The organism is Candidatus Bathyarchaeota archaeon, from assembly GCA_030739585.1.
Taxonomy (GTDB): domain Archaea; phylum Thermoproteota; class Bathyarchaeia; order TCS64; family TCS64.
Window position 1 is genome coordinate 18,616 of the sequence record JASLYX010000004.1, and the last position, 19,135, is coordinate 37,750.

Annotated in this window: 16 protein-coding genes; 3 read left to right on the top strand and 13 right to left on the bottom strand. The window is 48.9% G+C overall.

All coding sequences use genetic code 11. The annotated features are described in order from the left end of the window. Window positions 1–34: 34 nt before the first annotated feature. The 3 genes from QGG23_04730 to QGG23_04740 all read right to left on the bottom strand — a co-directional run bounded on the left by QGG23_04730 (window position 35) and on the right by QGG23_04740 (window position 2,347). Complete coding sequence (locus tag QGG23_04730; GenBank protein MDP6048731.1) at window positions 35–685, bottom strand: MBL fold metallo-hydrolase; 651 nt, start codon at window positions 683–685, stop codon at window positions 35–37. 274 nt (window positions 686–959) lie between these two features. Next, entirely contained in the window at window positions 960–1,592 is a 633-nt protein-coding gene (locus tag QGG23_04735; GenBank protein MDP6048732.1) for a hypothetical protein, read from the bottom strand. 65 nt (window positions 1,593–1,657) lie between these two features. Continuing rightward, window positions 1,658–2,347 (bottom strand): HAD family hydrolase, encoded by a 690-nt coding sequence (locus QGG23_04740; protein ID MDP6048733.1) that lies wholly within the window; start codon window positions 2,345–2,347, stop codon window positions 1,658–1,660. A gap of 138 nt (window positions 2,348–2,485) precedes the next feature. On the opposite strand from QGG23_04740, the gene QGG23_04745 reads away from it, so the two are divergent. Beyond that, complete coding sequence (locus tag QGG23_04745) at window positions 2,486–2,923, top strand: DUF123 domain-containing protein (GenBank protein MDP6048734.1); 438 nt, start codon at window positions 2,486–2,488, stop codon at window positions 2,921–2,923. Between the two features lie 17 nt (window positions 2,924–2,940). Here QGG23_04745 and QGG23_04750 read toward each other — a convergent pair whose 3' ends face one another. The 3 genes from QGG23_04750 to QGG23_04760 all read right to left on the bottom strand — a co-directional run bounded on the left by QGG23_04750 (window position 2,941) and on the right by QGG23_04760 (window position 6,009). Then, window positions 2,941–3,462, bottom strand: a complete 522-nt coding sequence (locus QGG23_04750; GenBank protein MDP6048735.1) for a methyltransferase domain-containing protein — start codon at window positions 3,460–3,462, stop codon at window positions 2,941–2,943. Window positions 3,463–3,622: 160 nt separating this feature from the next. Continuing rightward, complete coding sequence (locus QGG23_04755) at window positions 3,623–4,522, bottom strand: succinylglutamate desuccinylase/aspartoacylase family protein (GenBank protein MDP6048736.1); 900 nt, start codon at window positions 4,520–4,522, stop codon at window positions 3,623–3,625. A 221-nt stretch (window positions 4,523–4,743) separates the two neighbouring features. After that, window positions 4,744–6,009: a lactate racemase domain-containing protein gene (locus tag QGG23_04760; GenBank protein MDP6048737.1), complete on the bottom strand. Its 1,266-nt coding sequence runs from the start codon at window positions 6,007–6,009 to the stop codon at window positions 4,744–4,746. A gap of 107 nt (window positions 6,010–6,116) precedes the next feature. Between QGG23_04760 and QGG23_04765 the strand changes: the two genes are divergently transcribed. Further along, window positions 6,117–6,956 (top strand): SDR family oxidoreductase, encoded by an 840-nt coding sequence (locus QGG23_04765; protein ID MDP6048738.1) that lies wholly within the window; start codon window positions 6,117–6,119, stop codon window positions 6,954–6,956. Between the two features lie 296 nt (window positions 6,957–7,252). Here the strand turns inward: QGG23_04765 and QGG23_04770 are convergent, their stop codons facing one another. Both QGG23_04770 and QGG23_04775 read right to left on the bottom strand, forming a co-directional pair. After that, window positions 7,253–7,534: a hypothetical protein gene (locus QGG23_04770; protein ID MDP6048739.1), complete on the bottom strand. Its 282-nt coding sequence runs from the start codon at window positions 7,532–7,534 to the stop codon at window positions 7,253–7,255. Between the two features lie 128 nt (window positions 7,535–7,662). Beyond that, window positions 7,663–8,175 (bottom strand): cold shock domain-containing protein, encoded by a 513-nt coding sequence (locus QGG23_04775; GenBank protein ID MDP6048740.1) that lies wholly within the window; start codon window positions 8,173–8,175, stop codon window positions 7,663–7,665. Between the two features lie 225 nt (window positions 8,176–8,400). On the opposite strand from QGG23_04775, the gene QGG23_04780 reads away from it, so the two are divergent. Continuing rightward, complete coding sequence (locus tag QGG23_04780) at window positions 8,401–9,627, top strand: DEAD/DEAH box helicase (protein MDP6048741.1); 1,227 nt, start codon at window positions 8,401–8,403, stop codon at window positions 9,625–9,627. A gap of 257 nt (window positions 9,628–9,884) precedes the next feature. Here QGG23_04780 and QGG23_04785 read toward each other — a convergent pair whose 3' ends face one another. From QGG23_04785 to QGG23_04805, 5 genes are all read right to left on the bottom strand, one after another. After that, window positions 9,885–10,910 (bottom strand): AIR synthase family protein, encoded by a 1,026-nt coding sequence (locus QGG23_04785; protein MDP6048742.1) that lies wholly within the window; start codon window positions 10,908–10,910, stop codon window positions 9,885–9,887. A gap of 126 nt (window positions 10,911–11,036) precedes the next feature. Continuing rightward, window positions 11,037–11,474, bottom strand: coding sequence for a NusA-like transcription termination signal-binding factor (locus tag QGG23_04790; protein MDP6048743.1), 438 nt, complete (start codon window positions 11,472–11,474; stop codon window positions 11,037–11,039). 1 nt (window position 11,475) lies between these two features. After that, complete coding sequence (locus tag QGG23_04795; GenBank protein ID MDP6048744.1) at window positions 11,476–11,778, bottom strand: 50S ribosomal protein L30e; 303 nt, start codon at window positions 11,776–11,778, stop codon at window positions 11,476–11,478. After that, window positions 11,771–15,613, bottom strand: a complete 3,843-nt coding sequence (locus QGG23_04800; GenBank protein ID MDP6048745.1) for a DNA-directed RNA polymerase subunit A' — start codon at window positions 15,611–15,613, stop codon at window positions 11,771–11,773. The genes QGG23_04795 and QGG23_04800 overlap by 8 nt, the downstream gene beginning before the upstream one ends. 2 nt (window positions 15,614–15,615) lie before the next feature. Then, complete coding sequence (locus tag QGG23_04805; GenBank protein ID MDP6048746.1) at window positions 15,616–18,933, bottom strand: DNA-directed RNA polymerase subunit B; 3,318 nt, start codon at window positions 18,931–18,933, stop codon at window positions 15,616–15,618. Window positions 18,934–19,135 lie beyond the last annotated feature (202 nt).

The window sequence follows — 19,135 nt, forward strand, 5'->3', positions numbered from 1 at the left end:
TTCCTAGAATGAACCGGATGAATATTTAAGATGTTTAGATGCGGAGTGAAGCATTCTGGTACGCCGTCAGAATGTGCTTTCCTGCTCCCTCGAAGACAGGCATACCATGCCCAGGTAACATGGTATCTACGTCGATCTCACTGAGCTTCCGTAGAGACTCGATAATTGCCTCGAGGCTACCGGATTCTCCGTCATATCGCCCGTAATACCCATCAGGGAAGACTGTGTCGCCAGAAAAGAGGACTCTCTCATCCTCGTTATAGAGGCAGATCCCCCCCTCCGTGTGACCCGGGGTCCAGAGGGTCTTTAAGGGCCAAAGATCGGTCTCAATAAGGTGATCCTCCTCCACTTTAACTAGGTTAGGGCCGAAGTTGGACGCGATGTAATTGGCGTCAAGACTATGGACAAATATCTTTGGATTCGTTTTCTCGAGGATGATGAACGCCCCCATAGCGTGGTCATGGTGGGCATGGGTCAACACAACGCTTTTCACGTTTTCAGGAGAGATTTTAAGCTTCTCAAGCTCAGGCCATACGCTGTTAATAGAGTTTCCTATCCCGGTGTCCACTATGACGGCGTTCTCCCTGCCTATGACATAAATGTTGCTGCAGAGGCCGTTGCCCACGATTAGACTCATAGATGAGAGCTTCTTGGTATATTCACTTAGGTCGTAGATCTGAGGCATTAAAAGTCAAGAAAACGAGTCCCCCGATCATATATAGGTGTAGCGCGCGAATCAGAATTTCTCTCATAGAGTAGAAAACCGGAACGTTTGGAGTCTTGTCCATCGAAAGCAATTTGAGGACCTTCTCGACGTATCCCCTGATCTCTGGCTCTTGTGACTCGCTGGGAGGCTGTCGTTGATCAGCTCTCCTTAGCGTGCCACCCCCCCTAGACATGTGGACGAGCAGGCGCATTATCTACAAGTTAAAGAGCGCACTGTCTTTCCGTTCTCTGTCCTAAAGTGACCATAGGGCGGCCTTTCCCAGGTACTCATTAACTTCCCACTCCCTCACAAAGACCATATCAACGTCAATCGCGTAGATCGAGTGGAGACGAGCATTCCTTATCTCCTCGATGCTAACCGGGGGGTTGGTATAATACAGATCACAGAGCCCCTTTATGGCCGCGATCTCCTCATCAGTTCTGAACCTAGGGGGCTTGGTGAGGGCAGGTGGTATCTGCATGATATAATATGGCGGAGTCCCTAGAATGAACTTGTTCGCAAAACCGCTATATCTGGTGATTTTGCTGGCGATACGAGCCTTCAGGTATGTGTTCGGGTCGAGGGCGTTCGCAGGAGAGACGAATCCGGTCTCCACCTCTACTAGCGCCGTCCCAAACCCTTTAGTCCCGAATACGTCGCAGGAGACCTTATCGATCATGTGTTCTATCTCGACCTGGAATCCGTTCATTATAAGGTGTTTTGCGCAGATAAGCTCCATCACGGAGTGGTTTATCTTGACTTGGTTCGTCTGATGGTATCCGAGGAGCGTATCCCTAAGATTGTGGAGCTGGGAGTATTCATCGTTATCCAATCCGGGCATCATCCTACTCATGACCTCATCAACATCTGCCCTGAAATGGCTCACCTCGAAAACCCCCGCGAATGCATGTTACTCCTTTGACAAAGGGCCGATATTTAACATCTAAGGTGTCAGGCCTCTTGTATCGTCTCCAAGAACTGAGGAAGGTCGCAGATATTAGATATTGCCTGTCCCGGCCAATAGCCCTGATCGGAGGTCCTGATCCAGATGGGAGTGATGCCAGAATTTGAGGCCCCCTCCATATCGGCTTCCACATTATCCCCTACGTGGACGGTCTCACTAGAACAAACGCCTAACTTATCAAGGGCATACTTGAAAATGGCAGGGTTGGGCTTTCTGATTCCAAGGTCCATAGAACAGATTATGAGTTCAAATAGGTTATCCATCCCGGTCTTTTCCAACATCTCACGGGGTTGGTTGCTCATGGTATTGGATATGAGAACTAGTCTGTAGCTCTCAGAGAGTTTTTTGAGTACCTCCTCGGTGCAAGGATAGAACGTTGAGACATAATAATTCTTGAAGGTATCGAGTATCATTTTGAGTGTATCATCGTCTGCTGGAATGCCCACCTTTCTGAGGACTTTTCTGTAAAACTCCTCGTGAGTTTTCTCCAGACCCTTTGAGCGATGCCTTTGGAGTTCCAGTAACGCAGCTCCAACGGCCTTTTTCAGACTTGCAGCATCTAGATTATAGCCTAGGCTAGCCAGAAGGACCCTTACGGCCATGTGATAATCACCCCAGTCTATTCCCCCATAAGCCAGTGTCCCGCCGAAATCCAGAAAGACAGCTTTTACTTTCATTGCCTAGATTAGCCCCCTAAAGATTATTTCATGTTCTGTAAAGGACATATGACCAGTAAATGATGGTTGACATCCGTCTAACATAAAGAATATACCTGAAAGGACGCCATATTCTCTTTAATCTAAGCAAGTTTATTCATGGTTATGGTGGTGAAGGGAGTCTACTGCCTCTGTATCGCAGTTAAGGAAGATCTATGCTTACAGATAGGCGTCCTGGGTCGTATTAAATTTCTGGAGGGCAGTTATATCTACGTCGGTTCTGCCCTCAACGGACTGAATGCAAGGATAATCCGGCATCTCAACACTAGTAAGGGAATCTATAAGGCTATACACTGGCATATTGATTATCTGCTGAGAGAGAAAAGCGTTAGCGTGGATGCGGTGTACGTTAGGCTCAGCGATCAGAAGATTGAGTGCGGGATTGCTGCAAAAGTCTCAGGGTACGGCTCGAGTGTCAAGAACTTTGGAAGTAGTGATTGCAGGTGCCAAAGTCATCTTTTCACTATGGAAAGTTGGAGTTTTCTGCCTGATCTGAACATGAAGAAATGGGAAACGGTCAGTGTTCATCGAACATGATGGATTATAGTTGGAATCTATCGCACGCGTGATCCGTCTGGGGCCCAGCGATAGAGGTAGATATTATGGCTTCTGTATCCTTCTTGGAACTTTAGGTTCCTCTCCTGTTTCCAACCGGGAATTGAAAAATCATGGGTCACAATGCGTGCTCCCTTTTTAAGCTCATTTTCGAGCTTTGGCCTCACTTTCTCATTTGCCCTCGTTGTCAGGTACATAGTGACCACGTCCGCCTGGCTTAGGTCTAAGTCAAAGATGTTGCCATGAATGATCTTAACGCTCTCGCCTAGTCCGAGAGCCTTAGCGTTCTTCCTCGCCTCTGAGACGAGGCGTTTGTTAAGGTCCACCCCGACACTGTTCGCCCCAAACTCCTCGGCCGCCATCATCACAACCCTACCATCCCCGCACCCTAGGTCGTATAGGTTCTCACCGGGTTTTAGGTCACTATACTTAAGCATCGTCCTCACCACCTCAACGGGCGAGGCGACAAAAGGGGCTAAAGAACCTCTGCCGGCGTACATTAATCCTCTTCCTTTGTGCACTTAATTATTGCCAGAGAGTCTGAAATAAAAATGGTATGGAACAGTTTTCCATATCTCAAGAGCTTCTAACTAAATGGCTGGCTAGCGCTTTAGAGCCATTAAAGGGGATATAAAAGGACTTTTAGGAAAGGAGGGCATCAAGCAACTAAAGACAAGGAAATTAGGGTATATCAAATAGCTGAATGACGGATAATCCCTGTTTAACCGCACGATAAGACGTCATTAGTGATACAATCCCATCAACAGGGGATATGATAACCTCCTTTTGGTTTCCGAATGGGTCCCGGATCTCCGCCACTGCTTGACACTTTGATACATAGTCATCGGCCTCTACTAAAGGGAACAAGATCCCTGAGTGTTTTGCCTTTAGATATACAATATTAGTTATTGGCTTTTCTTTCGATTGGTATGGTGTTCCATCGATCATACCGATTAATTTCATCAAGTTATCCACGCCTTCAATATTCCAGCCGATCTTGTCCTCCTCAAAAAATCCGGTCATAGATGAAACGCCCATCATGCTTCCTACCTCCGTCAGTATACTTGGTATCCCCTCGTTAGTGGCATATCCAAGGGCTGAACTATAGTCTCTTACTTTGGACTCTCTCAGATATTTCGTCTTAAAGCAACGGGCCATAGCCTCCGATTTTGGATCCACATCATCGTTGCCTGTCCTATTGTAGATTACATTGCTGGGCCCCACCCACTGAACATCGTTGCAGTGATGATCGATATAATAATCTGACTGAGACAAAACCTCGTTAGCTATTGTATGCGCTATTCTTTGGCTGATACCCCCATTTGGATTCCCAGGGAAGGAGTTGATAGGATGAGCGTCGTCAATGGGACATTTTCGTCCCCTCACCTCAAAGCCGGGCGTATTCACTATGTGGACTATGATTGCGCTACCCTTGATGGTGGCTGGATCGATAAGATTTGATAACCGGGTCAAAGACTCTATTGACGCATATTCCCGGGGGTGGAATCCCGCAGTCATGGCCAATGTCTGCCCGGACTTGGCACCATTGATCACCGTTACAGGCATCACGACATCACTCAACGATGTCTCACCTACATGGAGATACCCGGTTTTTTTCTCGCCTTTTTTTGCATCTAAATTACCCACAGACAGTGTCATAGTGATACTCTACTGAATTGAATTATATTTTTACGCATGCGTAAAATGATGTAGTTACTAAGCTTCGGAGATTGGGATGAAAAAATCTAAGCTGTGGGGGGAAACCCTTCGAGGTAATACTAACACGGTCAGACTATGCAGATTCATCTTATTCTTAGCTGTTCAATAGTCCGCTGATGGCCTTCAGTCGGATATATGGCAACCTTGGTACCCTTGCCATGACGCTCCGCCAATTTTTCCAACGCAGCTTCCCAAGTCTTGACCCATTGGATCTTGTCGGTCTGCCATCTCCACTCCTGGGACTTACTATGGGGAAAAGGATTTACTACGACAATTCCGTTAGCATTCAGGCCCCCTGTGGCGCTCTCCCCCTCACTGACGCTGTTAGTCAATGATCCGGGTCGGAACAGGGGGCCACCGTAGTCCGTCCCCCATCTCCCAAAGGTTCTGTGTATCAGCATCCCCATCGCATTGAAGTTTAGGGCAACGATGTCTCCATCCGTCTTCACAGACATCTTGGATAGGCTGTATTGTGCGTAACCGATAGAGTACACGTTTGATACCGAAACATCCACTTCCTTTCTAAGCTCAGTGGCATAAGCCTTGCTCACCCGTTCAGAACCAGCCCTATGGGCTTGTATAAAGTCACCGCAGAAGAGATCTATTAACTCGTATCCCCCATTCCAAACAGCGTCGATTACATAGTCGAGACCTACCATCCGTGCGGCCTCCTCCATGTCGGCTCTGCAATCGTTTGCAGATAGGTTACTAATGCCGGCTTTCCCTCCCTTCTCCCTGATGGTTTTGTGCATGTAGCAGATCGTGTCTATGCCTGAAATTCCGGGTATGATCATTTTTGCGCCCCCAGAATACCCGGCTGACCCATGAGCATCTATGGACCCTATGGAAATCTTCAGATCACACGCCATCACCTCTTTATTCACCTTCAGGGTGTTCCCTCGAGAGGTCTTCCCCAGCTTGACGAGGTTCATCCAGGGAGAGTGGGTGAAAACATTGATACGCTCTAGAATATCGCCTCCTACCTTTTTTGCCAGATGCTCCAGCCAATGGTGGCCATGGGACCCGCAGCTAACAATTATCCTGATGTGCTCGTCAGAGATCCCTGAATCATTCAGCTCCCTCAGGACATAGGGCAATGTTAATCCAGCCTTAGTAATACGGGACATGTCATCTACCATTATCACGGCTTCCTTCCTGTTTCTAGCAAGCTTACTGAGGGGTTTCGTGCCTATAGGATTCGATATCTTGTTCTGGATCTCATCGGGAGTCAAGGCCTCCTCGTCATGACATGCCATCTTGCACATCTCAACGTCCCAATCATCCGGAAAAGTTAGGTCAAGTGGGCCATCATAAAAGAAATGGTTAGGATACACCCTGAATTTTTGCATATAATTCACTAAACTAATAGATACATCTAAGAAAAATAAAAAACCGCCCACGCGCAACAAAATAGGCTTTACATAGTTTTTTCCATAAGTGAGATGATGTCTGTGTCATGGGAAGCCAGGACAATACCGGAAGAGCAAGCTTTGATTTTACTGGAAAAACTGTCATCGTGACCGGAGCCGCCCGCGGCATCGGGCGCTCCATAGTGAAACACTTTGTCAAATCAGGGGCCCAAGTGATGGCAGCAGACCGCGACGCCGGAGGTCTCGCTGAGACTTGTACTCCCCTTGGCGATCGAGTTAAGGCGTTAGTGTCTGACATAAGCACCGTAGAGGGTGCTAAGGCCATCATTGACGAGGCTATGATCGAGTTCGGTAGAGTTGACACCTGCGTAAACAATGCAGCCGTGGCCCCCCACGCCTCGCTTCTCGAGGAACGGGCAGAGGTCTGGGATAGGGTATACGCGGTGAACTGCCGGGGCACCTTTCTGATGACTCAGGCCGCGGCGCAGGCCATGATCAAGGTAGGTGGAGGTGGTCGGATCATCAACTTCTCGTCGGGAGCAGCCAAAAGGGGCTCCCCGGGGGGCGCGGCCTACGCCAGCAGCAGGGCCGCCGTCGAGGCCTTCACCAGAGTGGCGGCTATCGAGCTGTCTCCTTACGGCATCCTTGTCAACACGGTGAGCCCCGGCCTTATAGATACCCAACCTAAGCCCTTACCTGAAATGATGGCCGAGAGGCTCGGAGCCCGGATCCCAACACTGCCTCTAGCGAGACCAGGGGAGCCTGAGGAGATCGTAGGAGTTGTCCTCTTCCTGGCATCGGATGCCTCTAGCTACATCAACGGGGCAGTCATTAACGTCGATGGTGGGGCAAGCGTGGGGACCCGGCCCACAAACCGGGTCGTGGACGACGACCCCCGTTACTTTTGGGTGACCGGACGGGAATAACCTACAATGCGTGATCCCAGGGGATAGTTGAGCTATAATTCCCACAGAACCTCGCGTCCAAGTCCATCCATGAGAAAAAAGTTCACAGCTATTTTATCTCTACCGGTTAGCTATTTCATGTGAGTTAGATATGGGCTATCAATGAGGGATAACCTCCTAGTCTAGATAATAAGGAAAATCGGTAATTTCAACTTCTCTCATTCACCCGTAGAGAAGGAGAATCATCTGATGCAGTTATAATGTCTATTTACTTGTCTTGGGTTAGCCAATCGAAGTTCGCACACGCAGCATTAAACTCAGGACACTGAGAGTAGCTCAATATCAGGTAGGATAACGATCCTTTTCAACATAAAGGACCCGATCAACCTCTCCGGCCTCACTTTCAACCAACCCATCAGGATCACATTCCTCATCGCCCATGCCACCATCTTAACCCATATAATTGAGGAACACTCCTGAAACCCTTCCATTTTAAGCCACCTATTCCCATCCCCTGGCCCCTCATTAAATGCTAGTTGGATCATGGTACACTTATACTCAGCAATCATCATCCAGAATGTTGACCGAAGCACAGTCATGATACTCCGCAGCATCAGACCGGATGGTCCAAAAAATAACAGCAAACTGTTCAAGAAAACCAGTATTACATGCACAAACAACTAATTATATAAGAAAATCGCCTGCGCGACAAGGGTCCCGATGACCGCTAGATTAGCTCTTTGGTTGACTCTATAATCTTGGCCGCGACTTTTGCCGATATGCCTGTCTTCTCCGATAGGGTGTCAGCGTCAGCGGATGCTATTAACTCCAAAGCCTCGAAACCAGCCCCCATTAGCTTTTCTGCTGTTGCCTTGCCCACACCCTTGATGTCACCGATCCCCAAACTGGAAGCCTCGGGAACTGCATCCTCAGGGGTCTCCTCCTCAGGGGTCTCCTCCTCAGGGGTCTCCTCCTCAGGGGTCTCCTCCTCAGGGGTCTCCTCCTCAGGGGTCTCAACTTGAGTGGGCTTATCCTCAGGCTCTCCACCAAGGACTGTAATGTTTTTTGCCTCGTTTCCCTTGGGGGTCTCAATTAATTCAAAGCCCACACTCTGCCCGATCTCGGGCGGGGCCTCCTCGGGGAAGTTAGAGACATGAAAGAATATCTCGTCCTGGCTGTTTTCGGGCGTTATAAATCCGAAGCCTCTACGCGAGAAATATTTTACAATCTTACCGTTCATGTGTGAACACGCACCTCACTAAAGGACCTCTCAATAAAATACCTTGCGATCATATGAGACCTAAACTTGGGGATACCTTTAAATGGATCACGTTGGTCTGAATGCGAGGTTATACTTAATGCATTTATTTTCTAGACAGATGCTAAAGCAGCTGGATTTATAGTTTAAAAAGAGGCGGTTCATATACAGGTACAAGAATTCAAGGATTTTCCCTTAAGCAAAAACGTGCTGAAAGGCATCAATTCCCTAGGCTTCAAGACTCCATCACCTATTCAAGCTCAGTCTATTATCCCAATCCTAAAAGGAAGGGATGTGATCGGTCAAGCCCAGACTGGGACAGGAAAAACAGCAGCATTTAGCATCCCGATGATTGAGGCCATCAATATCAGTGAAAGAAAAGTCCAAGGGCTTGTGCTGGCCCCCACTCGGGAACTGGCTATCCAAATCGCCGACCATATATACAAAATCAGCAAGTTCACCGGGATCCGTGTTACCCCTATCTACGGAGGCCAAAAGATCAACCGCCAGATTAGAACCCTAAAGAGTGGGGTCCACATAGTAGTAGGCACCCCTGGCCGGATCATCGACCACTTAGAGAGGGGTACCTTAAAACTGAAAGAGGTCAGCATGGTAGTCCTTGACGAGGCTGACAGGATGCTAGACATGGGATTCATCAAGGACATCAATAAGATCCTAGACCGGGTCCCCCAGAACAAGCAAATCAGCTTATTCAGCGCCACCATGGACCAGAACATCTGGAAGATCTGCAACAAATACATGAATAACCCTGAAAAGATTCTGGTGAGCAAGGACGAGATCACTCTCGAGCAGATCCACCAACACTATGTCAATGTTGATTCCAGCAGCCGCTACCCAATACTCAAGGAACTTATAAGAGACCAAGGGATCCGCAAAGCCATCATATTCACGAGGACTAAGCGGGGCGCCCATAAACTAGCTAGGAACCTAAAACGGAGCGGATATAACGCGGACGCCCTCCACGGCAACCTGTCGCAGCCCCAGAGGGATAGGGTAACCCGGGGATTCAGGGCGAACAAGATAGACTTCCTGGTAGCCACTGACATCGCGGCTAGAGGCCTAGATATTACAGGCATTACCCACATCATAAACTATAACATACCCCGGGAGACTCTTTCATATTTCCATCGGATAGGGAGAACCGCGAGGATGGAGGCCGAGGGGACAGCCATCACATTCGTTGCCCATGGCGAGAAGAAGGCAATGGACGACATAATGGCCCACACTAAAATGAAGATTACGGAGCTAAAGACGACCGTCAGCGTAAACTATGGTCCGCCTAACAAGTATAAGGCTATCTGCCGGAAATGCAAGACAGAGTTCGATCTCCCGTTCAAGCCTACAAGCGGACGACCCGTGTACTGTCTGACCTGCTTAAAGTCTAGGAAGCGCCATTACAGGCGAAGGTACTAAAAACCCTTTTCCAATTTGACAAGCATTAAATCTACCAAGATTGAAGTTAGGGCACTATATGGAATAAAATAACCCCGTACTTTTTTTGCGTCATTGTTTACTAGGAGACTTTTTTCAACTTTGTTTGTTAAGTCAGGAAACAACACCAAGAAGGATCCGGTAATCCATCTAATCGGGGCATATTATATGCTCTTTCTAATGTTGATGAAGAAAGTTTCCTCTGGTGATTTTTAACGGAGAACAATACTTTACTACAATTATCCGTATTTTTTAAGGGTCCTGTATACCTCATCCTGATCTACAGCCTCTAAATCAACTCTAGTCCCATCTAATTTCACTAAAACACGCCCTTCTTGAAGATGTTTTATTTCGCCAATCACAGAGGCCTCAACCTCGATCTCTAACAGCAAAGAGATTAGCTTCTCTACTCTCTTCCTCTCGAGAGCTATGAGGAGAGCTCCAGATCCCATGAGTTTAAGGGGATCGACGTTAAGCGCCTCGCAAACAGCCTTGGTCTCAGGAGCTATAGAGATCTTGGACTCAATTATCTCGACACCCACACCTGCGGCCTCCGCCATCTCCCAGATACCGTTCAGGAGACCCCCTTCAGTTGGATCATGAAGGCTATGAACCCCTCCTAGCTCAACCGCCTTCATCGCCTCGGGGACGATGCTGATTCTCCTCACCATTTGTTTCGCAACCTGGATAACCGATGATTCGATCTTATTCTCAAGGACCCAAGAGAGGTCTTCCGCAAGCACGGCTGTGCCCTCGATCCCAGCCCCTTTTGTCAGGACCAAGATATCTCCTGGGATAGCGTCTCCAGTTTTTATGTAGTCCTCTTTTGACGCCTCTCCCATCATAAATCCGATGAGTATAGGTCGGTCTAGACCCGGAGTAGTCTCCGTGTGCCCTCCAACTAAGGCGACCCCGACCTCCATACATGCTCTATGAATCTGCTCCATTATGTCCTCGAGGAGGCCCTCATTAGTTCCCTCCGGCAGAAGGGTGACACAAAGAAACCAGAGGGGATGAGCCCCCGTAGACGCGACATCATTCGCGTTTATGTGTACCGCGAGCCAGCCTATATTCCCCACCGCGCCTGTGATGGGATCCGTAGCAAAGACGATCACCCGGTCTCCCATCTCGATGACAGCGGCATCCTCGCCCACACACGGCCCTAGGAGAACTCTATCACTGTAAACTCCTAGCTTTTCTAAAACTACCCGCCTCAGGACATCTTGGGGTAGCTTCCCCGTTGGCAGACGACCTGCTCTTCCCATTAGACCTCACCTCTAATTCACATAGGCAAGATTAAGACTTTCCCGCCTCTTAGCCCCGACATAATGTCTAGCATCTAATCAGTATTACCCTGAAATAAACTGCAAGGGAGGCAAATAAGTTGAAACTTAGTTTATCAAAACAGTGTCAAGCCCAAAATAGCGCTGGGCGAGAAACCTAATCTTTTTGATGTTAGACCCATTCCTGCCGATAGCGATACCTTTGTCCTTAACATCAACGTTCACCATAGCGATGCGGTCGCCCCCAACCCGATCTACCAAACGGATCTCCTTGATCTTAGCGGGCTTCATAGCGTTTCGGATGAACCCCTCTGCGTTGTCGATGTACTCGTAGACCTCCACTTGCTTGTTTGTCATCCTCCGGAAACGCTTGATCTTCTCACCGCCCTTACCTACTGCAAGGCCGACCTCCCCCTTTTTCACAGAGAAGATGACCGTCTCATTCTCATCCTCAAGGATACAATCGACAATCGTGGCACCAGTCATGTTCTCTAAAAGGGCCATGTAACGCATCTCGTTTTCGGTTATCTTGATATTGCTTAGCATGCTACTCCCTCGCTAAATCGAGGATCTTGGAGTCCCCAGGATCATTTATCACGAGTGTTGAAACGGGGAATGGTTTACCGCATAGGATTCCCAGATCCCTGCTATCCTTCTGATGATGGAGAACAGGAATGTTGGAAAGCTTCCCATAACGGTCTATTTCACCCCTAGTCGCCGAAGGGCAGTTAGAAGCGAGTATCGCCATCACAGCCCTGCCTCGACGGAGTTCCCTGATGGCCACCTTGGAGCCTAAATAAATGCGACCTGTCCGGAAGGCCATTCTGAATTCGTGATCGATGCTACTCATCTTTCTTGCCCCCCATCGTCATAAACAGCTCAACGCTCCCTGTGCCTAAGGGCATTGACTGGCCGACAATGATGTTCTCGATCACACCTTTAAGGGGATCGGTCTCACCTTTGATCGCTGCGTTAACCAAATGCTGGATGGTCAACTCAAACGCTGCTCTTGCTAAGACGCTATCCTTTTTCCCACTGATACCATGGCGGCCAATCTGCTGGATCGTGCCAGTATTCGTCATAATGTCCGAGACAAGCATCACATGCCTAATGTCTACGTCGAGGCCTTGCTCCTCAAGGACTGCGTGAGCCTCTTTGATGAGGGCGTTCCTGGCCGCCTCGATCCCCAGTATTCTTGCTATCTCATGGATGTCATTTGTCGTCGTCCTAGTAGGGTCAACGCCCTCGATATTGAGGACTCCCTCGAGATTTGATCCGTCTGTCCTGATGACCCATTCTCCGTTTTCATAGGTCGTTAATACTCGGTTAATCTCTGAAAGTCCCCTAATGGGTGTCTCTATTATCTTTTTAACTAATTTCTCAGGGTTCTTATTTTTCTCTTCTGAGAGTTCTATTCGGAACAAGTCACCATCGATCTTTTCGAACTTCAGGAGGAGAGCTTTCTCAACTTCAGTAATATTTACATTCAGGTTCTCCATGAACTCCGGTGACACTGAAAATTTGATGGCATCGTCATTCAGATCGACGTTGAGCACATCAATGATATCGTCAAGTTTTATGAAAGTTAGCTTCTCCGCAACCTCTCTTGTTTTAGACTTACTCCTCTTATGCTTTGAGTCAAGGTATATATTCATGACAGGTGTTGAGGGCTGTCTCCTGGCATCCACAAGCTCTATGAGCCTTGGTAGTCCTAGTGTGACGTTGAGCTCCGCTACACCTGCATAGTGAAACGTCCGGAGTGTCATCTGAGTGCCGGGTTCTCCGATGGACTGAGCAGCAATAGTTCCTACAGCTTCCCCCGGCTCCACGAGGCTAAAATCATAGCTTTGAACGACAGTATCAATAACGGTGTCTACGCCCTGCTTAGACATCTTTAATGGAACGAGATTATCCCGGAGTTTGTTGACTAGGTGTGGGGTGAGCGCTTTAGAGTTTTCCTCTAGCTTTCCTGTAATATACTTTTCTGAGGCTGATCTACCCTTTGGGATTGCTATCTTTACCCTCTCTATTAAATTCTCGACATCGACTGCTTTTCCGTGGTCGCTCTTGGCCGGGTCCACGCCGTCCTCGCCGTATGTGAACTGGACTATCTTCCCCGAAGATGTCCTAACGGTGCCGTCATATTCAACCCTGAGGTGCTCCAAGGCATTGATGAGCCTGCGCTGCATGTATCCGCTTTGTTGTGTTCGGACTGCAGTGTCAACCAGTCCCTCTCTACCTCCCATGGAGTGGAAGAAAAACTCGATGGGATCGAGGCCATCCCTGTAGCAGTTATAGATAAACCCTCGCGCTCTGGGAGCTGGATCGTGTTCTCTGAAATGGGCAAGAGTCCTATTCCTATAACCTCTCATGATTCGTTTCCCACGAATAGCTTGTTGTCCCACGCTCCCCATCATCTGGCCAATGTTGAGGCTTGACCCTCTCGCCCCGCTTCGTGCCATCACAATGCCGGAGTTCTTCATCCCAAGGCCTGATTCGACAGTCTCGCCTGCCTTATCTCTCGCTTTGGCGAGTTCACTCATCACCTGGATCTCGAAAGTCTCTTGAAGGTTTTGGCCAGGAAGGCGTTCCAACTCCCCTGAGCTGAGTTCGTCAATGAGTTTATCGACGTTCCTCTCCATCTTTCTCATAACTCTGTTGATTTCGGTTCTTTCATTTGGTCCGATGACGAGTTCATCAACTGAATAGGTGAATCCCCTAAACATTAGGAATTTGTTGATGAGATTCGTGACGTTGTTGAGGAAGTCGTGACCTGCTTCTGTCCCATAGTCCTTGATAATCCTATGGAAGATGGTCTCTGCCCTCTCAGCGCCAATTGTGTTTGTATCGATGACACCTGTCTTGATCTGCCCATTCCTTATCGTGACATATGCATCATGTTGACAGTCTTCTTTCGAACAATCAGTGTGGTGAATACAGATGTTTGCTCTGGTCGTAAAGTTAAAGTCAGTGGGTATAAACAAACTGAATATGTCTTTTCCGGACCATAGAGGCTCAGGCTCTTTGATCATTGGTTCAGGCTCAGGCCCCACATAGTTCGTGGCTGCGAGGAGCTTCCCGACTTCGTTTTGAGTGAGAATTGTCTCTTTCCTTGTCAGGAGGTATGCCCCGGTGAGGAAGTCCTTGGTTGCTCCGATGATGGGTGCCCCGTACCTAGGGGAGAGAATCTGATCCTGCACCTGCATCAAAAGCCTAGCTTCAGTCTGAGCTTCCTTGCTCTGGGGAATATGTAGGTTCATCTCATCGCCGTCGAAGTCGGCGTTATAGGGCGGGCAGACGGTAAGGTGCATTCTAAAAGTCCTGTAGGGGAATACCTTGACCTTGTGGGCCATGATGCTCATCCTATGGAGGCTGGGCTGCCGGTTGAATAAGGCGATATCGCCTTCCTTTAGGTGGCGTTCTATGACAAAGCCTGGCTCGATAGACTCGGCTACGAGTTTCTTATCTGCTACAAACTCTAGTCGTATCCGTTTCCCATCGGGCCTAATGATATACAGGGCGCCCGGGTGCTTGGAGGGGCCGTTTTTGATGAGTTGTCTCATCTCATCGATGTTTCTCTCAGTGACTATATCTGGAACAGTGAGCCGTGTCGCGATGTGTACTGGTACTCCAACCTCGTTAATGTCAAGGTTGGGATCTGGGGAGATGACCGTGCGGGCGGAATAGTCGACCCTCTTACCTGAGAGGTTTCCTCTGAATCGCCCCTCTTTTCCCTTGAGTCTCTGAGCCAGACTCTTTAGTGTACGTCCGCTCCTGTGACGTGCTGGGGGGATTCCAGAGACCTCGTTGTTGAAGTAAGTTGTGATATGATATTGGAGAAGCTCCGATAGGTCCTCTATGATGAGCGTAGGGGCTCCCGCCTCGATGTTCTCTTTGAGCCTTTGATTTATCCTGATGATATCGACGAGCTTATGGGTTAGATCGTCCTCAGCCCTGATGCCAGATTCAAGGATGATGCTAGGTCTCACGTCCACGGGTGGAACGGGTAGTACTTGAAGGATCATCCATTCAGGGCGTGCTACGTCTGGATCAAAGTCTAAAAGCTTTAAGTCATCGTTGGGGATTCTCTCAAACCATTCTCTGATCATGTTAGGGGTTAGTCTGCGACTGATTTCCTCCATGAGAGATTCGTCGCCTGTATTGAATTTCTCCTCCTCAATCTCTAAGAAGCTTGTAGGCTTTTGGAATTTAACGTTGGACTGAGTCATCCCACAGACCGGACAGTCCTTGAATTTTTTAAACTTTTTAGCTTGCTTAATTATATCTTTTGATGTTTCAACACTTACTTTCCCGTATAGTTCGCTCTCCTTGTTACGGAGTTCCTGGTATTCCTCGTTCTTCTCTGGGGTTAGTAGGACACGTCCGCAGCTCCTACAGGTCGTGGAGAGGAGCTTGTAGATGTGCTTGGCGAACTCAACGTGAATCACTGGGACTGCCAGCTCGATATGGCCATAGTGGCCAGGACAGTTTATTGAAATATTTCCGCAGGTTCTGCAACGTTGCCTAGGTTCCAGGGTACCGAGTCTCTGGTCCATGAGGCCGCCTGCGATGGATCCACCGTCCTCGTCGTAAGTATCAGATGTGTTGGTCTCTACCACGCTAAGGCGGCGGATCTCGTCAGGAGGGAGAACCCCGAATTTGACTGCATCTATGATCTTGGACATTTTCATCCAACCTCTTTGGCCAGCTCCAGGGTAGGTGACAAACAGAGGCTCTGGAGCTCCTGAAGGAGAAGCTTAAATGCGTAGGAGACGACCACGGGCTCAACTTGTCCTTTTCCTTCACATATGGGGCAGATGTATTTCCTCTGCCTGATGTCGTAAAAGGCAAGTTTTCCGCAGCGTTCGCAGATATATATAGTATAGGAATCTGATTCCTCGAGAAGTCTATCCTTGAGGAGCATTGCAGTTCCGTGGCCTACGAGGCAGTCCCGTTCCATCTCTCCGAATCTAAGACCTCCCCCCCTAGCTCTACCTTCAGTGGGCTGGCGTGTGAGCATCTGGACTTGGCCTCGGGCTCTGGCGTGGATCTTGTCGACCACCATATGGTGGAGCTTTTGGTAGAACGTGAGGCCGACGTATATATGGGAATCAAACATGCGCCCACTCTGACCGTCGTACATAAGTTCTCGGCCTCCAGGCTCGAGGCCGAGCTTTCTAAGGGTCTCTGATATACTTTCAAGGGGTTCGTTGATAAAAGGCGTGCCGTCCACCATCTCTCCCTTTAAGGCTGCTGCTTTACCCGCCACGGATTCGAGGAATTGACCTACTGTCATTCGACTTGGGAATGCGTGTGGGTTTATTATGATGTCGGGGACGATTCCGTGAGCGCTGAAGGGCATATCCTCTTGGGGGATCACCATACCTATGACTCCCTTCTGGCCGTGGCGGGAGACAAATTTATCTCCGAGCTCCGGGATTCTATGGCTCCTGACTTTGGCCTTAATAAGATAGCTACCCTCAATGTTTTTCGTGACGAATACAGTGTCGACAACTCCTTGTTCCGTAGGTCTAACAGCGATGCTTGTGTCCCTTAGTTTGGGCCCTCGGACCTCGAAGCCTCTGTATTCCTCGCTGAATCTGGGAGGGCTCGTCTTGCCGATGAGGATATCGCCTCCTCTTACTTGGGCCTCGGTGGAGATGAGGCCGTCCTCCTCAAGCATCCTATAGGATTCAGCTCCGTGGTAGCCTCTTATGCCTGCCTCAGGGAGGGTAAGTCTGTCCTTTGCTCCGCCAAGGTATTGTTTACAAATGGCCTTGTAGATACGATAAAAGCTGCTGTGACCCAGGCCCCTTTCGATACTGGATTTATTGAAAATAATGGCGTCTTCCATATTGTATCCGTTGGAGCTGAGGACCGCTACGACATAGTTCTGACCCGCAGGGCGGTCGTTGAATCCCATAATTTCCATAGGCCTGGTCTGGGCGAGGGGCATCTGCGGGTAGTGGAGGATGTGACCTCTTGTATCCGCCCGGTCCTTAAAATTAAGGGCATACATCCCGGGAGCCTGCTTAGCCATGGCGGCTTGGTAAGTGTTCCTGGGGGACTGGTTGTGCTCGGGGAATGGTATGATGGATGCCGTGACGCCAAGGATAGAATAGATGCAGATCTCCATGTGGGTGTGCTCCTCAGAGACCTCGGTATTATCAGTAGCGATGAAAGCGTTTTCCTCTTCTTCGGCATCGATGTACTCTATGATGCCTTCTTTGATGAGGTCGCTCCACTGCCAGCGACCTTGCCGGATGTTACGAACGTGCCTAGCCTTTAAGAGGGGTTTTCCCTCTCTCACGAGGATGAGTGGTCTCCTAATGCGACCCTCGTCGCAGTTGACATAGATCTCGTTATGATTCGGGTAGAAAGCGATGTTCATCTCTCCGCTGATCTCTCCTCTCAATCTCATCTCCCTGACGGTGTCAACAAGTTGGTTGGGGAGGACAGAATATCCAAGTAGATACCCCTCTACAAACAGCTTGGCTTCCTCCTGGGGGAATTTCTTATCTGCATCTTTTGCGGGAGTAACCCCTAGATAGAGGAGTGTTCGCTTTATCTTCTCAAGATCGGTCCCGACTGAGATGCTAGCCATAAGGGCCAGGTTCTTGACGAGACCACAATTGGCTCCCTCGGGGGTCTCATTTGGACAGAGCCGACCCCAATGCGTCGAGTGAAGGTCTCTGGCCTCAAAGTTAGGCTGGCTCCGGCTTAGGGGGCTTTGGAGACGACGTAAATGGCTGAGGGTTGCCAGTGTGTTGGTCCTGTCGAGGAGTTGGGTCATGCCAACGCGGCCCCTGCGCCAGTTGCCTGTAGCAAGGGCGTGTTGCACCCTACTACTGATTATGCCAGGTCTAATGGCTGCGCTGATTTGGACTCCTTTTCTGCGTGTGCTCATCCTGCGAAACTGGTAGCGCATGTCCCTGTATAGACCCCAGAATGCGCTCCTGAATAACTCGGCTAGGAGGGGCCCCGCGAGTTTAGTCCTCTTGTTTTTTAGGTGGTCTTTATCGTCTTCCACTCTCCTTCCAAATTTGAGCTCTATAATTCGAGAGGCCATCTCGCCTAAGAATATGGCTTTGTCGAGGCGATCTGTAGGGTCCCTTCCGATGTGGGGGAGGAGATTTCGATCTACTATTGTCTCTGCTCTTTTAAGCCTGAATTCTCGGACCTGTCCAAATGCAACTCTATTGCCAATGAATAGTATGGCATCCTCTATTGTTTGGACGTCTGTGGCATCGACAAAGCTTTTCTCAAGCTCATTAAGGATCTCGGGGTCGAGGTCCACCATCTCCGCGATATTTCGGTCTGTTTCGACGCCGAGAGCTCTCATAAGTACGACGAAGGGTACAGGTACAGGGACTCCAGGAATACTGATGACTATCTCGCCCTTGGCTTTAAGGGCCATTTCGATGCGGGCCCTGAATCCTACTGTTGTTGAGAAAACTTTACCCCTATAGACTGGTTTAGAGCCACGATTATCTGATTCTATGAGAATCCGGTTAGGGGCGAGGTCTTCAAGGCTAACGATGACCCGTTCAGATCCGTTGATTATGAAATATCCTCCGACCTCTGTAGGGTCCTCGCCGATGCTGATGAGTTCATCCGGGGTATGCTTGGAGAGGAGGCAGAGGTTGGATTTGACCATGATGGGAAGGTTCCCTATGTTAACCCTTTCATCTCGGCCGTCAAGGAATATATCGAGATAGAGTGGGGCTGAGTAGGTTAGGTTACGGATACGGGTCTCGCGAGGGTAGACGCTACGGACGGTGCCATCCACCTCTACAATCCGGGGGGGATTGAGCCCGATTGTGCCGAATTTTATATCATAGGTGTGTTCAGACGTCTCAATTTTGATGCCTTTGATCTCATCTATAATATGTTGAAGCGTATTATTGACGAAATCGTTGTAGCTATCCAGGTGCTGCTTTACAAGCCCTTCCTCAGTAAAGAAGGACTTCATTACGTCCCAATGATCTTGATCTGATAGTAACATTCTCTCTCTCCACCTTTAACTTAGACTGGATGGTTTTTGTGTTGTTTAGGGGGATACGTCATCCGGTCTAACTTTTTTTCCCCCTCTCTCGGCGTCCTTCATTCGGTTAAAAGCCATCCAAACCTGATAGAGGCTACATAGCTTGCAGATAGCCTGTTAATAAATGTTATTGCAGTGTTTCGAGAGATTTAGGAGGGTATCA